This window comes from Duncaniella muricolitica (genome assembly GCF_910574735.1).
Lineage (GTDB): Bacteria > Bacteroidota > Bacteroidia > Bacteroidales > Muribaculaceae > Duncaniella > Duncaniella muricolitica.
Genome location: NZ_CAJTCF010000049.1, coordinates 1 through 15,964 on the forward strand (window position 1 = coordinate 1; position 15,964 = coordinate 15,964).

The 15,964-nt window shown below is 44.8% G+C and carries 13 protein-coding genes; all 13 read right to left on the reverse strand.

The genetic code is table 11. The features are described 5' to 3' along the window. Positions 1 to 733: 733 nt before the first annotated feature. The 13 genes from QGT73_RS11155 to traN all read right to left on the reverse strand — a co-directional run bounded on the left by QGT73_RS11155 (position 734) and on the right by traN (position 15,954). Positions 734 to 1,888: a DUF3696 domain-containing protein gene (locus QGT73_RS11155; protein ID WP_304651364.1), complete on the reverse strand. Its 1,155-nt coding sequence runs from the start codon at positions 1,886 to 1,888 to the stop codon at positions 734 to 736. Continuing rightward, on the reverse strand, positions 1,888 to 3,027 hold the full coding sequence (locus QGT73_RS11160) for a DUF262 domain-containing protein (protein ID WP_280120683.1): 1,140 nt from the start codon (positions 3,025 to 3,027) through the stop codon (positions 1,888 to 1,890). The genes QGT73_RS11155 and QGT73_RS11160 overlap by 1 nt, the downstream gene beginning before the upstream one ends. Next, on the reverse strand, positions 3,024 to 6,443 hold the full coding sequence (gene pglX, locus QGT73_RS11165; RefSeq protein ID WP_280120682.1) for a BREX-1 system adenine-specific DNA-methyltransferase PglX: 3,420 nt from the start codon (positions 6,441 to 6,443) through the stop codon (positions 3,024 to 3,026). The genes QGT73_RS11160 and pglX overlap by 4 nt, the downstream gene beginning before the upstream one ends. 16 nt (positions 6,444 to 6,459) lie before the next feature. Further along, the gene (gene brxC, locus QGT73_RS11170) at positions 6,460 to 10,014 is read right to left on the reverse strand and encodes a BREX system P-loop protein BrxC (protein WP_280120681.1); all 3,555 of its coding nucleotides are present in this window, start codon (positions 10,012 to 10,014) and stop codon (positions 6,460 to 6,462) included. Continuing rightward, positions 10,014 to 10,589: a DUF1788 domain-containing protein gene (locus QGT73_RS11175; RefSeq protein ID WP_280120680.1), complete on the reverse strand. Its 576-nt coding sequence runs from the start codon at positions 10,587 to 10,589 to the stop codon at positions 10,014 to 10,016. The genes brxC and QGT73_RS11175 overlap by 1 nt, the downstream gene beginning before the upstream one ends. 15 nt (positions 10,590 to 10,604) lie before the next feature. After that, a complete protein-coding gene (locus QGT73_RS11180) occupies positions 10,605 to 11,231 on the reverse strand; it encodes a DUF1819 family protein (protein WP_280120679.1) in 627 nt (208 codons plus the stop codon). Then, positions 11,228 to 11,452 carry a helix-turn-helix transcriptional regulator gene (locus tag QGT73_RS11185; protein WP_280120678.1) on the reverse strand — a complete coding sequence of 75 codons (225 nt, stop codon included), beginning with the start codon at positions 11,450 to 11,452 and terminating at the stop codon, positions 11,228 to 11,230. Before QGT73_RS11185 ends, QGT73_RS11180 begins: the two co-directional genes overlap by 4 nt. 300 nt (positions 11,453 to 11,752) lie before the next feature. Continuing rightward, a complete protein-coding gene (locus tag QGT73_RS11190) occupies positions 11,753 to 12,244 on the reverse strand; it encodes a glycoside hydrolase family protein (RefSeq protein ID WP_280120677.1) in 492 nt (163 codons plus the stop codon). Further along, positions 12,241 to 12,762 (reverse strand): DUF3872 domain-containing protein, encoded by a 522-nt coding sequence (locus tag QGT73_RS11195; RefSeq protein WP_280120707.1) that lies wholly within the window; start codon positions 12,760 to 12,762, stop codon positions 12,241 to 12,243. The genes QGT73_RS11190 and QGT73_RS11195 overlap by 4 nt, the downstream gene beginning before the upstream one ends. Positions 12,763 to 12,776: 14 nt before the next feature. Further along, a complete protein-coding gene (locus QGT73_RS11200; protein WP_280120676.1) occupies positions 12,777 to 13,676 on the reverse strand; it encodes a toprim domain-containing protein in 900 nt (299 codons plus the stop codon). Further along, positions 13,673 to 14,359 carry a hypothetical protein gene (locus QGT73_RS11205; RefSeq protein WP_280120675.1) on the reverse strand — a complete coding sequence of 229 codons (687 nt, stop codon included), beginning with the start codon at positions 14,357 to 14,359 and terminating at the stop codon, positions 13,673 to 13,675. The genes QGT73_RS11200 and QGT73_RS11205 overlap by 4 nt, the downstream gene beginning before the upstream one ends. A gap of 3 nt (positions 14,360 to 14,362) precedes the next feature. Continuing rightward, a complete protein-coding gene (locus QGT73_RS11210; RefSeq protein WP_280120674.1) occupies positions 14,363 to 14,947 on the reverse strand; it encodes a conjugal transfer protein TraO in 585 nt (194 codons plus the stop codon). An 11-nt stretch (positions 14,948 to 14,958) separates the two neighbouring features. Next, positions 14,959 to 15,954: a conjugative transposon protein TraN gene (traN, locus tag QGT73_RS11215; RefSeq protein ID WP_425278399.1), complete on the reverse strand. Its 996-nt coding sequence runs from the start codon at positions 15,952 to 15,954 to the stop codon at positions 14,959 to 14,961. Positions 15,955 to 15,964 lie beyond the last annotated feature (10 nt).

The following is a 15,964-nucleotide window of genomic DNA, read 5'->3' on the forward strand; positions in this document are numbered from 1 at the left end:
TCCACAAGATGACGGAACTTGTCATTGTCGAGGAACTTGACTAATTGAGCAAAAACGTACTTGTCTTTTAACATAACAGCCTGATTCAGACTGCAAAGTTAATTTCAAATCGTCGCATCTCAAAAACGCTCACAACAAATTGAATTTCAATAATTTCAAAGTACTCTTATGATTTTTTAGTGGACACTAATGTCCCAATACCAGTAATGATTCGTGCTTTTTTCTCTGTACACGGGTTCTCCATGTTCAACGAATTTCGTCCGCTCAAAATTAGTATCTGCTGCCAAAGAAAAGGAGAAACAATTGTGCTCAATGGCATAATTAATTAAGTCTTGAAAAGAAGAGAAACATGGAATTTTTATAAACTGATTTGGATAATTGTCAAGATGAATGGCATCCTGAAATAGTACCAGTTGATTTCCTGGATGACTACCATTGTCGACGCACACAAATTCAGTTCCATCTGATATACACCTTGACACTAAATGTTCTAAACCATCCGTTTGAGGCAGAATGTAGCATTCTTTGATGTTCCAATCAAAGCATGTCAACTCATTGTTTATGGAGTTGTGTGTAATATGCTTGAGATTCCTTATCAATCCAATATGGGAACAGTCATGAAGATGTATAGGATTAATCCAATAATTAATTGACCTATATCTATAACGTCTTAGCTCTTCAAGTATAGGAAGAGTTGTATCGTCAAGAATCCGGAAATATACATTCAGCGCCATCAATTATCCCTATATAATTGAAACATATCATTTTCAGCCTGATCAAAGAATCCTTTGGGCTGATAATCCAATATGCCGGTTTCAAGTATTTTGACTGGCTCAATATGCAAACGGTTGTTAGAATCGTTTTTGAAGTAATATAAAGCGACATCATCGCGGGAAATCCCCATTGTATTGTCTTTTTCGTATGCTTTGCAGGCGAGTTGAATGCCACTTATTATATGATCGCTATGTGTCTCAATGAATACTTGAACACCATTTGAGGCTACTAACGTAATCAGTTTTGCGAGTTCTGCTTGGCCGGCGGGATGTAGATGTGCTTCCGGGTTTTCGATTATGATCAATGAGTTTGGAGTTGCGGAAAGCAGAGCCACAATTACCGGCAAAGTATAGGATATACCGTATCCTATATTTTCGGCTCTAAGATTATCCAACGGCTTATTGTCTCCCGATGCATAATAACCATATATGACGGCAAATGAATTACCGTCTTTATCCTGCTCAACATTAATTGTCACATTAGGGCTGATTTTACGTTCCCAATATATTACCTGGGCCATTAGGCTCATATCGCTGTTTGGTGTTAATTGAGGAATTGCCGTCACAGTCTCTCCCCCAAATTTATAGAGGAATTGAGCTACCAGTTCCCCCTTACCGCCCTCCAAAGATAGTTGCCGTTGAGTTTCTGCGGCATAGGTTTCTTTCGGGAAGTTGCTCACACCTCCCCATCTATCTGCACTGATATATTGGAAATTATTGTTGAAAAGAGATAATTTTTCAATATTTTCCGGTTTTACATCATCGCTGTATGACAATTTCTTTAGAAAAGAATCTTTCAATGCCTTTACATCTGCATCGAACTGAAATGAGAGCACACCTACTTCGTCAGTATGAAGGGTAAACTCAAGTTTACCTTCTGGGGCATATTGACATAAAGCGTCATTGCCTATGCCAATTTTGCACAGGGGCGTATTGAGGTCAAGGCCATCACGTAGGCGGCCCTTCATGTTAGTCTGTCGTAACAATAACAGAGCTTGTATCAAACTCGTTTTACCGCATCCGTTAATGCCGGTCAAAACAGTGAGATTCCGAGTGTCAATCTCACTGTGTAGATGCGATTTAAAATTTGATATTATTAGTTTTGTTAGCATCATTATCTTATTTTACCGTTTATACTGTCACGAAGAATCTCATTGAAGACGGAAAAACGCTTCTTAACAGATCCCACCAATGCCGTACCTCCGGAGAAGGCACTGGCATACGATGCATTGTCGTGCATTTCTTTTATCAAATTATCTTTGAGTATCTGCTTATTATCCTTTAGTTTAGAAATGCTATCTTCATCAAGATTGGCAAACGCTACAGCGATTACCTCGAAATATGCTTTGTTTAGCGGTTTGCGGGAATCATTCTTGCTCACTCTTTTCCTGAAAGCATCGTTACCGAATATTTCAGATGCGAGAAGCATCGACTTGATGAAATCTTTCTTCATACTTTCTATCCTGTGGTCGAAGAGGCCTCCCTTTATCCCTTTCATGGCCTCATTTATAAAGTTATCCAAATCGGATACCGAATAGGACTCGTATCCAAGCAAATAAAATGCGATAAAACGGGATATAAAGTCCATTGACTGTTTTCTTCTCGTTGGAATCTTATTTAACGTAGCATCAAGAAATTCCTTGTATTCAGACATCTCTTGAACAATGTCGATTGCCTTCCCAATGAATATGGCGTTGCGTATTTCCTGCGGAGACAGCGTAATTCCACCGGTATTCAATCGTTTAAACAATATATATTTTACGTCATCAGGAGTCCCTTTTTCAAGAAGATTTACTGTCACGGGCAACATGCGCATATCCCTTTGAATATCAAAAGGAAGTTCGTCAAAACCTTTACCATGATACTGTGACAGAAATTCCAACCCTTCAAGTTTCAAATTTTTGTCAACGCAGAAGTTCTTTATGGCGCAGCAACGTTGCAACCCATCGATTATGCGCCATTCCTTTTTTGACACTTCCTCAAAATAAAAGGCCGGCAACCTAAGTCCGAGCAATACAGATTCTATTAACCTGCTTTGCTGCACATCTGACCACAGATTATTCTCGCGCTGATACTCAGTGTTGAAATCAATAAATCTATAGTTTATCCTATCGATTATATCTCCCAGATTCATCGGAGGAGTTGATAACCGAATATCACTTGGAGAAAATGGCTTTGTTATTATTTCCAAATTCTCGTTATTCTCAGTCTCTACTTCATCCGCTTCAATTCGGATATCTATTTCTTGTTTCATTCTTCGTCGGAGGGTTTAGGGAATTTGACAGGTTCCAGCAAAGGATAGAATTTGGGATAGTTGACCGCAACGCCATCATCGAGATCTATGGTCTGGCGGTGACTTGCCATTTTAGCCAGTTCGTCAACGAATTCACGCACCTCGCGAATCTTTGCCCGAAGATTGTCTGACATAGTCACCATCGCCTTGCGGTTAGACAGGTCATCACGAGATAGTTCGCTTTCCACTTCATTCAGCTGACGCTGGAGCTTCTGTAGATATGGAAGAGCATAATCGGCATGAAGTTTGGAAAGAGTATCCTCCTCCATGCGGTGCATATAGACAAGAGCCTTAAAGTAACCTTTCTTGCGTTTGTCGCCCATCTTGGATGTGAAAAGCCAATATATAGGACGTTTGGCACCTTTGACCGAATATGTCGACAGGTGATCGGCATAGAATTTATCGAAGAAGTATTTTCTCAAATCCATACCGATGGCATTCCTGATCACACGCAGGTTATCCTCCTTTTTCTCTTTGCCATACAACGATTCAACGGCAGCTTCCACTCTTTGAGTCATGTCATCAGCGAAGAAATCGGCTTCCTCAATGATTGGTATTATGCCATCATCGTCAATGGGGATAACCTTAGGCACGAAGTCCAGATCTTCTGGATGTTGACCTTGATTTGCTATAACCAGACCGGGACGCTCGATGGAGTAACGGCCCATGAAGCATCCTACGAGGTAGCTCAAGAACTGCTTGATGATGGCTGAATCATTCCAGACAAGTTCGCCATCAACAATGTTCTTTTCCTCCTTTTGGAGAATGGTCACTTCTTCAAGAGGAACATCAGGAGTCAGTTCATCCTGCAACCCATAGATTCCAATAAATCTACGGTTGAGTTCCTCTTCGTTATCATGGAGCTGGAAGAACTTCTCCTCCCACTCACGTTTATAGTATGCGAGAATTGAGTGCAATGAATCGAGATCTTTCTCCATACCTATGCGCACAAGTTCATTGGTCTGGAAATCCCATGAGGTTTCATGAGCGTCCCAGTCTTTCTTGGAAATTGCTATGCAGTCTTCACCAATTCTTTCAATTCCGTCTGGTGAATTATCGCAGCATGGCATTTTTGCAATTTCCCCAATTTGAATATGTCCAGCAGGACTAATAATCTTAGAAACTTGGTTGAAGACTTTTGTGTTTTGCCACGCTATCTCTCGATTTAATTGTTCTTTGTCTTCATAGAAACAGCTCATTCCTTGTACATCAAAGAGAAATCCTTCGGGAAAATATCGAAACTTAGGACCTGAAATAAGCCCCCAAGAGATACATTCCTTGAAGTAAAAAGATGGATTCCGAATGACAGCGCCCTTATAAGATCTGATTTCGCTACCATCATTCTCCCAATTAATAACAAGCTCTTGATTGCCATACCATCTACGAGGACTCCCCCCCTTATTGTATGGAAAAAATTTTTTACCGCTCGCTACGCTCGCGGCAATAGACTTACAACCAATACCTATTTTTCTGTATGCGACCTCAAACCATGAGCGGAGGAATCGTCCGTTGTCTGCGGTTGCAAGCCCTTGTGTAGGCTTGCAGACCGCAGACAACGGACGATTCCTTGAGAAGGTTTCGTATATTGCCTCTGTACCCCAAAAACTAATAGGTTGTCCATCAATTGAATGAAAGCTATTTTGAGATACAATGAAAGCCCAATTACAATCATGATTAGTAATTGCTTCCTTTGCTAATTTCTCTTTTTCTATGGAATTTCTTGTATCAAATACGCTTATGTACAAACCTTTTACATCCGATAGATGCTTACCCAATACAAATGTAGCAGACTTAACTTTTTCTCCCCCAATCTCTGCAAAAGCATGTGGGCCGAGATGTATAAGAGAATCAATATGAATGTCCGATGACAATAGATTTGTTCTAAAATCTTCATAGGTAACAGTAAACATCCAACTATCTTGGTTAATCATACCAATTTTCCCACCATGTGCGCAGAAGTCAATACTACGCTCCATGAATGTAGCCATGCAATCTCCTTTTGTATTAGGATACTGAATTTCAATGTATGATTTTAATGAATCACCCTTTCCTTTACCAAGATACGGTGGGTTGGTGACAACGCAATGATAAGAGCGTGACAGATATTCCGCCTGAGTTTTCATCAGCTTCTGCTGAGTTCCGAAGATGCCTTCTTCAACGCTAATCGCATTTGATTCTTCCGGCGTGATTTTAAGGAGCGAGCCTATCGTGTCAAGATGTTCCATCTGCCATACCAATGATTTAGCAGGCCATGATCCGGTTGATGCAATAGTCTCATGGTCGATGGATTGCAAAGCTATAACATTAGGTCCAACCGGGTTACGGAGATAGCGGCGATAGTAGTCGCGGGCCTTCATTGTCAGCGCAAAGCTTGCCAACTGATAGCAACGCGGGTCTATGTCAATACCGAAGAGATTGTTCTGAAGTATCAGTGTCGGAATCTCCTTTTTCTCTTTACCCTCCTCCTCATACATCTTTGCAAACAGGTCGAATGCGTACACAAGGATATGTCCGCTGCCCATGCAAGGGTCGAGAAACCGTATGTCAGATGCCGATTTAATGTCATTCGGTATTGCATCAATTTGTCCTTCTACCTGAGCAATATAATATGGCATTTCTTCAATGAGCCTGCTTTCTGGATGCAGAGCCATCCAAATACGACCAAGACTGTTCTCCACCATATAGCGGACTATCCAATGAGGCGTGAACAACTGGGTTGCAGCTGCCTGTTCCTCGCTGTTCAGTCCTCCGCGACGCCATTTATTGCGCTCCGCTTCATTCTTCCTATCAGTTATATAAAACTGATAGAGCCACCCCATAATCTCTACATTCTGGCAATCTTCTACCGACATACCTTTACGAATGTCTGTAACGAAGCTTTGCTCAGAGAGTAAATCATCCGGGAGGAGAAGTTCTGTATAATCCGAAAGATGCTCAAAGAGGAAAGGCATTGTCTCATAGTTTTTCTGACAGACGGCGATAAGCAACCGACGATACAATGCCGCTCCTTCAAGAAGTTTTACTTCCGGAGTGAGTTTCAAGGAATCATCGAATATTCCCGCCATAGCGTCTTCGAGAATCTGGGGACGAGTCTGTCCCTCTCCCGGAGTGACTATCATGGGTGAGTTGAACTCCTTGGCATCCATATATCTGAGTGCCATGACGCGGTTGAACCAAGTGTAAGCGACTTCTTCTACAACGTTGGTTTCACCTCTTCTGTCTATCTCCTGGCGTAATCGCTTGATTTCATTCTCCCACCCACGAAGTTCCGCATTATCCGCTGTCAGCAGATAATGCAGCTTCGTAGTAATCAGCGAGACGAGCTTTGCTCTTGTATTCTGGGCGAAGGTTTTAAGCCTTGCAGTATTGATTGGCATTGCTGTTTAAAAACTATTAGTTTAACATGATGCTGGTGTCCTCGTCAATCAGTTTCATCAGACGTGTACGAAGAGCGGCGAGGTAATCATCCACATCTTCTTTGGTTTCAAGCATAGTTTTTTGGTAGTTTACAGCAAAAGCCTTTTGCTTATTGACAGCCCGTCTAATAGGACGTGAGGCAGATGAGGAAGCCGATGCCGATGATGAGGTTCCGGTGGATCCGGTTCCCGATGAAGCCGCGGTGGATGCAGCAGCGGCTCGGTTAGCCTCGTCAACCCAATGGTTGATAGTATCGAGGCATGTATTGTAACGGTCAAAAACCTGAGCCGAATAAGCAATCAAGTTACCTATGAATCGTTCCTGCCTTACACCTTCCTCCATCGCAGTGAAGATAGTCTCTATCTGTCGAAGCTGATCCGGTTTAAGGGATTCATAAGCCGGAAGTGCTTTGACTGTTTCATGTTTAGAGGATATTTCAGCAAGAGCCCTTGTCCGTTCTTCTTCCTGTCTGCGAGAAATTTCCTCGTTGACCTTGGCGCGCGTAGACTTAGCTTCCTCCATACGCTTCCAAGGCTCCGGACTTTTGTGAATATCCGTCAAAGTAGTCATGAGAGTCGGCTCGACGTATGTAAGGTTTGCCTGATTACCCGTCAACAACTGATTGAGGTTGCTGAAAATTGAGAACTGAGGAGAATCGATAAACGTTAGTATCGGTTCAACTTTATCTTCCTTTGTGTCGATTGCATCTTCAATTTCCTCCTTCTTACTATATAGTCCCGGATATACAAGCCTTGACAGTTCAGTAAGAGCAGTGATGTATCCGGCGAGAGGCTCTGCGAAAGCATAGACGTTGTTTCGTGCAGCCTCTCTTGCGTTCTGAATTTCAGAGTTAAGTCTCTGAATAAAGGCTGTATGCACCTCCCTTGCGCCTTGCACCATGCATGTCTCATCGTCAAAAAGGTCGCGATAGAGCTTTTTGAGAGTGGAGATTTGCGATTGGGATATGGTCTCCTCCACATCTACAATGAGAGTCTGACGAGAGTTGCTGTTAGTGAGCGAACGATATAAATCACGTTCGTCAACAGTGTTTCCACCACTCCGGAAGGATATTCTGTCAAGCTTGTAGAGCTTGACGAGAACGCAGAGGGTTGCCATCTCATACCAACCGTAGGTGCCACCTTTGAAATCCTTGACCAATTCACCGACAATGGAGCGGATACTTAGATTCTTGTTACGGTTGACTTTGTTGAAAACCTCTGTCATCGCAGCATCCATTGTGCCTCCCCAGAATCCGGTGTTCTGCTCATTGATAATTTGTTTGAGCATATCATCGTCGAAATCCACATCAATCATTTCAAGATTGATATAGACTTGCTTGATAAGCTGGGTCATGCCTTCAACAAGACGGGCTTTTAACTCAGAAGCGCGGACATTTATTTCCGTACCATTGAGGAAAAGTCGGGCAACTTTGGTTCCTTCCGTAAGGCGTGTAACGATGTTTTCACGGCGGCGGCGGTTGATCTGTCTTTTATCTGCGATAATTTGCTGACGGTATGTGCCGTCATCTCCGGAATTGAAGAGTCGGGAAAGACAACTGTCGGCTTTCTTAAACATTGAAAGATCCTCCGGCAGATACTGGTCGGGCGGGAGAACGACACACAAATGACCGGGATGCTGGAAAGAGAAGGTCTGCATCGCCTCGACATCTGTAATGTTAAGCCCGGAATTGGGTGTAACGAAATGGATATTGATATCCGATTCGCCACCGCCATCCTTCTGGTCGTCAACATAACGTCCGAAACCGAACACCTTTTTCGGTGATAAGGATATTTTATTGTCCGAGAATATCTCGTCACGGAACATCTTCATCAACTCGCGGCTTACGGCATCAGGACTCAGTTCCTGATTCTTGATCTCATTCTCGATGTCTTTTTCCTCGTTCGTCTGGAAATGATAATCGTCCTTCGCTCCTTTCTCGATATACGACTGGCGCATGAGCTTGTTGAGAGCCTCCTGAACCCGGGATCTGAGCTGTTGGAAGTCAGCATCTACCGTGGGTAGCAGTAGTTTAGTCAGATTATCCACAGTTGTAGGGAATCCTGCGACATATTTAAGAAGGAATAAGGTTTTCAGAACCTTAAGAGCAAGTTCGTCACCGAGAGTTCTTTCTGCCTGCTGAATGTCACTCCTGATTTTCGTCTGGAGCTGACTCTCTAACCCTTCATACATATCACTGAACTGAACAATACGGGTCATGTCGCAATCTTTGTAGAGATTTGCAACATCATGGGCAATTGCCAAGAGTGACCGTTCACCGACCGAGTTCTTCTCTCCGGCAAATGCGTTATTCTTGCTCAGGTTTATGATACTCTGCTGTATGAGATTCAGCTGATAGTCGACAAACGGGAAATTGATCACGAAGTCGTCGGCCGAGCGATAGTTGCTTTTGAACTGGCTATCCTCTCCGAATTGGAAAAGACTTCTCAGAATATTATGATGCTTCTCGTATTCATGCTCCAGTAATCCTTTTGCTTCGGGTGTTTTCTCCAGCAGACGGCGATGAACGACCTCGTCGGCGTTGGCACTAGTAAGCGTCAGTGGCTTAAATCGGGCCATAATACGTGAGAAGTCGTATTTCTGACGATTTGTCAGATCACCAATCACGGCATTCATGTCCATCTGAGATGTAACCATGATTGAGGCACGATTCAGGCACATATCACCGAGGCACTCCGCTATTGTCTGAAGGCTGAGCATGCGATGCACGTCATTGCCAATAAACTGTCCAACCTCATCGACAAAGAATATGAGGCGCGTACCGGAACGTTTATCAAGATAATCCTTGACTAACTTGACGAAACCGTCAGTGTCAATGGTATAATTGTCTATCTGTGTTTTGAGATTTGAGAGAGCCGTCGTTTGGTCAATACTTTCCATATCGGCGAAGATGGCGGCCAATTTATCAAGTTTGAGATAGATTGAGGGGCGTTCGGCAGTCCACTCTTTACCGTAACGAGAGCGATATTCCTCCTTTAGCCACTCATATTTCCCTTGGCTCTCGAAATAACGTTCAATCTCAGCGATGGCTGGTTTCTTTTCATCATAGCCCAGTCGCTTGTTGAACATCTTCAGGAAAATAGCCAGTACGGGATCAATGGCATTCTTTGCTATCGCATCCAGATTCTTCTGGATGTTGAAAAGGATACTGACCGTAGGAACTGAGCATGCATCCCTTACTGCTTTCTCAAGTTCAAAGTCTTGAGAACATTTTTTCGCAAAAATGCGGGCGCATTTTTCCCCATCGACTTCAAGATTATTCTCAAGCACATAGGAGAGAATCTTAAGCAGATGCGATTTACCGCTACCGAAATCACCGGAAATCCAAATACAATTGTTAGATCCATCCTGCTCCAAACCCTTAAATAAGTTAGGGAGTAACCCCGGACGCATAAGTTCAGCTGTAACGACAAACTCAGAGACCTCCTTACCTAAGTCCTTGTCGCTTTCTGCTTTTATAACACCATCAATTTCTCTTGTGATGTCTTGTGTATAGCTGTCTTGTTGTTTCATTATTGATTGGGCGTTAATTCATTAAGATTGATACCTCGATAGTAATTTTCATCAGGAACTAAACCGAATAGTTTAAGTTGCTGATTATTATAATCGCCGGGGAAAAAGAGTACCAGTTTACAATCATTTGTCAACTCGTCCATATTATTCAATATACCATGGGATCTGATGAAGGGATAGACATGTCCGACACCTGAAATAAACACATAGTCAGGATGATGTTTTCTAATAAGTTCCTGAAATTTCGGTATGATTACTGATGGAATATCGAGAACGCTATCTAATGTGGCGATCAAGTCATTCTTCGGAATTGATTGCTCATTTTCCGTTATCGCATCAAGAATTTCTTCTTCCTTGAGAATTTGAACGGTGAGTTCAAACAGATTGATTTTAAGCGTAATGATTCCTTTGCGGTCAAGCCGAGAAATGAGGCGGTCAATATGTTCCTCAATCTGAAGCTGATTATCAGGATTAAACGGTTGTATGAAGAGAGGTATCTCTCCACCCAATTTGTCTCCGAAATCTTTTTGACTCAGCAGATTGAAAAGGGTTTCAAAAGTTCTGTCTAAATCCATTTGCATACTGTCAATTCAATTTGCGAGACTTTCAATCTCGGAGTTGGAATATAGAAAAACAGCCAGGAGCAAGGGGTCGTCCTTAACAATAGCCTGCTCAACGGAGTTGTTTAAGTACGGTCGACGTATCAGTCCGGAATTTGTATCTTCAATCAGTTCCGTTTGTTCAAGAATACGAAACAGCACCTGACGCATCTTTCCGACAGACTTTTCTGTCACCTTTTCAAGTTCGGGATGTTCATATTTTTTTTCATTGAAAAATTCATTGAAAGATGTCTTTGAAATTTTTTCGTAGCGATTAAAATATGTATCTCGTACGATCTCATTAATGAAATCGTAAATGAAACGGTATGCCTTACAGATAGCCAAAAGAACCATTTGTCGCTGGATGGCGACCGGAGAATTTACCAGAAGATTGATTTCATCGGACGTCAGACATTCCAATCTCTGCTTTATCAAAGCAAAATAACGTGATGTCGACGACAATTTCTCCTTTTGCATGACATTCTCATCAAACACACGCTTCTTAGTGGTAGCCCAATTGCCGTCGCACTCCATAAAAACCTGTGCGATAGCATGAGTTTCCATCAGCATTGCTGCGCCAGCCGTGAAGGAAAGATTATATGTGATGGGATTAGTCATGAGTTGGATTTAGTTAAAGTTTTGTCGGTTCTTACTAATTCATCTAAAGAAACTTCCAATAATTCAGCAATCTTTATAAATGTTTCTATAGGAGGCTGACAACTATTAGTACACCACTTGGAAACGGTAGTAGTTGCACAATTCAATTGCTCAGCGAGCCATTTGTTGGTTCGTCTTCTTTCTGCAAGAACCACTTTAATTCGATTTATGTCTTTTTCCATTGTCAATTTCTTTATCTGGCAAATTTAATAATAAATTCCGAACTAAAACATAAAATCCTCTCAAAAAAAAACTCCAAACAAAAATAAATTGTCTTATTCACCACTTTATCTCAGCTGCTAGCAATCTACTGAGAGTTGACAAAAGTAAGCACATATATTCGAGAGATTGCAAGGATTCCACTTGACAATATTCCGGAGGATAATAAGGATGAACTAATATTCACACTGCCCCAGTTAGAATGGCTACAGTATAAACACACAATCACCCGCATGGCATCAGAGTCATACGGGTGATTGAATTTATGGAATGAAAAGTGCGGCGAACTCGGTCAGGCGACGGGTGTATAAGCCTTTATGTTTCTTGCCTTTGTAGCGGCAGTGGGCAGTGTAGGACTTGAAGATGTCGCGGTTGCCGGCTTTCAGTTTCTTCAGGACGGTGGATTTGTTGACTACCCCGGGACCGCAGTTGTATGCGAGTGCGCCGAGAAGAACGGAGTCCTTGCCATATTTGGAGTACATGGCGCAGAACTTGGCGAGGTCTTTTCGGAGCAACGCATCGGCTTGTGCTTCGGTGAGCTGGACGCCTCGGCGGTATGGCTCGCCCGGCTGAACCTGATGTCCGTAGCCGACATAGGGCCAGTGCTTCGGTTTGTGGAGCGTCTCGAATTTCTTGATTATCAGAACTGCCCGCTCAAAGAGCGGCAGCTCCATAATACTTCGTTTAGCGGCGAAAGCCGGCGAAGTGACCGTGACGGCCACTATCGCCATTAGGAATATCAGAATTTTTCTCATCGGATGATCGGGGTTACGGGTCCTACAATCGGTCCGATGATTCCGGGAGTATCGCCGCCGTCATCGTCACCGCTCTTGCCGTTGAACTCGAAAGTCTGCTCCCACGGCGTCGAGCCGAAGTTGTCCTCGATCACGATAAGGAACTTGTGGGCTTCCGAGGTGCGGGCGGTGTAGTTCAGACGGAAGGTCTTACTCTCCAGTAGCACACGGTCGTTGTTGACCAGCACGGGACCATCGACCAGTTTGAGGGTGCCCTGACCGTCATACTGGAAATATCGGATGGTATAGAGGGTGTTGGAATAGTTGCCCTCCGGCTTGATCTCGAAGCGCAGCTCCACGGTCTGACCCTTGACAATCTTGTCGCCGTAAGGCATGACATCGACTGTGAAGGGATAGGACTGCTGGACATCGAGGTCATCCGAGCAGGAGGTCATTGCGGATACGATTGCAAAGAGTGCAATCCAGAAGCCGAAGAAGCGGCCGGTGGTAAGGCGTATTCCGCCAAGTTTGTTGAGAATTGTTTTCACGTTTTTCAGAGTTTGAGTTTTGATGATTTTTTCGGATAAAGCGACATCAGGTAGTCGTTCAGATCCTTGTTGTCTGGATAAAGTGCCGACTTGTCCATGACCCTGTCGCCGAACTCACGCCGGAGTCTGGCGAGTGCCGCTCGACCGGCAGCGTCATTGTCCAGGTAGCACTGGATAACGGTATAGTCAGCCAGCGGCGTTATGGCTTTGGTAACATTGGCAACGGAATTCAGAACCACCGAGTCCATACCATCGTTAATGCCGAGCCTTTCAGCCGAAAGGAAGTCTATGAAACCCTCGAAGACATTGCACCGGGCATTGCCATTGGCTATATGGGTGATATGCTTCGGAGGATACGACCCTTTGAAGAAAGGATTCCTCAACTCGTAACCATGCGCATTGTTCTCGAAGCCGATGGCATAGTAGTCCTTGCCATGAAGCTGATAGTCAACTTGCACACAATATCGCTGGGCGATGTCACGGGGAATACCACGGTCAGCGAGGTATTTCAATAGAGCCGGAGACGTCAGCCGCGACACCTTCACATTCTCAAAGGTCGGTTCCTCGACAAACGGCGTTGGCTTATAGGGGTTCTTTGCTGTGGCAAAGCGTCTTTCAGACGATGAAGCGACCGGGAGGCGCATCTTCTCAGCGATGTAATCGGCCTGCCTCAAAAAGTCCGTTTCACCGGACATTTCTCCGGCAAGCGAGAAGATGTCGCCGCCCGCGCCCGTTCCGAAGTCATACCACACATTCTTGCGTAGATTGACATGGAACGACGGTTTTCTCTCACTGCGATACGGAGCGTGGAACCACAGACCTTTGCTGTCGCGTCCCGTCGGTTGATAACCCAACTGATTCAGGAACTCCACGAGGGAAATTTTCTTGATCTGGTCGATGTTCATAGGCGCATCTTCCGTTTCGGTTTATCCGTTTCCTGTTTGGATGGCTCTTTCGGCTCCTGACGGATGCTGACTTTCCGGATATTCGACATTTCTCCGGCGATATACATATTCAGTTCACGCATATTGGCGGAGCCTGTCATCTCATACGCAAGGTCATATAAGCCGCCGTATGCTCCGGACTTGGTATCGCGCCAGAGGTTCGTCTCGATGTTGATTACCATTGTCGGCTCACCCTTCGGGTCATACGGAGCCTTGTAGATACGTAGATTGCCGTCGGCACCCACGGGATGTTCCTGTCCGAGTGCCTTCATAAAGTCAGTGAGCCTGATTTTACGGATGTCAGGTGTCACCACTTTTGGTTCCAGGGGCTGTCGCACCTTAGCGTAAAGTTCCTTGCCATGCTCATAGTCGTTCATGTACTTGATTATGAAGTCTCGCGGATCCGTGTAGAGCTTCGGATTCATCTTCAGTGCGGCAAGGTCGATGATGTCTCCGCTTTGGTCGCTGGCATGGTCATACCACCGGTTAGTGTTGGTATCGACCACCAGCATAGGCTCCGGGTCGTCACGCTGAGGCGCATAGTAGAGCTTCATGTCCTCGAAAGCCTTTACAGGTTTCTCACCGAGAGCAGCCATGAACTCCGTCAGCGGAATATTGGCAATGTCATTCTTTGTGTACCGCATAGCCTAAAACTGGTATTTGAAGTGAATGCCGTAGGCGAACAGGAAATGTCCGGTATCGTTGCCGAAGATGAACTTCTCTTTAAGATGGGCACCGAGTGCCACATGGTCAGAAAGATAGAAATCCGCCGAAAGAGTGACGGCACCGCCATAGATGAAGGCGTCTTTTGCCTGAATGGTCGAGCCGTCGCGTAGAATGCTCTCGCCCCAGTTGACTGTCTCGTATCCTGCGAGAGCCGACACACCGCCATAAAGGTGAAAAGTCTGAGAGTAGTCGCTGACGATACGGAGATTATAACCGACCTCGCCTGTAAACTGAGCCACGGGGATGCGACCCTTTTCTCCGTAAGGCTTGTATGTCTGGAGGTATTCACCACCGAAAGACCAGGTATTGGCGTTGTTGCCCTTGATTACCGAGTAGAATACTCCGAGGTTATAGCCGCAGTTGCGGGAGTTTCCGGTATAGAAACCGTTAACCATATCGGCGCGAACTTCGACCGCCGACATTCCGGGGAGATTACGCTGGGCGAATGCCTTCCCTGCGAACAGGGAAAGCACCGCCACAGCGAAGATTGAAAGAATCTTCTTCATGGGCATTGGATCTACTGGATGGATAACTCGTCGATTACATTGGCTCTCACGATATCCTCGTTATCGACCACGAAAGACTGATGGCGGCCGCCTTCCTTCTCGGCGACCTCAATAACGAGCTGCTTGTCGTCAGGGATTGTGAATTTCTCCAATGCGAACACTATGCGTTCGGAAGACTTGCCATGCACCACCGTCACATAGTTCTGGGCACGGAGAGGTTCAAGTACCTGCTCCTGCATAGCGGTTCGCTTGATGACCTTCTTGTCCACAATCTTGAAGCTCACATAGTCGATGTCGAAAGCGATGTTGGAAGTATTCTTCAGTTCAGTGTGGAAGTAAAGAAGTCCATTATTGGTGTGGATGGATTTCAGAAGGAACTGCACCCCGAAACGCTTTGAGCCGATATGCTTTATCTCACGCTTGTTCTGCTTGTAGATTGACTTCATAATCAACTTCACCAGCACCGGCGACTCCTGACCGAGTTTCTCCAGATATATCTCCTGCGCGTTGTTGGGACGGTTCACGGATTCTCCGTCATGGAGGAAGTCGGTCATCTCAATGCTCAGAAGCAGAGGCTCTTTGGCAAATTTTACGTTGAAGGTATAGTAGCTTCCATCATCGGTGATTACCGACAAGTTGGTCTCCTGCTTGAACGACTTGAAGGCGGATTTGACACGCAGCACGTTCTTTGCTCCGTCGGCGAGCCCAGCCACAAGGTTTTCGTTGCCGAGGTCCACATAAACGACCTCCGAGGGGAAGATGATGTGGGTAGTCTTCTCGAAACATACCTCTAAGGCATGAGGCGGAATCATCCGGTCAAAGCCCACTTTGCGGGTCAGACCGTCGAACTTGTCGCCGTCGGTATAGTTGGAGCCGTACACCTCAATGTCATGTTCCGCGATGGACGACACGTTGTTATCGGTGTTTTTGGGCGATTTGGCGTTGGCAGCAATGGCCACTCCGAAGAGTGCCACTGCCGCAACGAAGATTTTTGTGATTGTTTTCATTCGTTGTTGT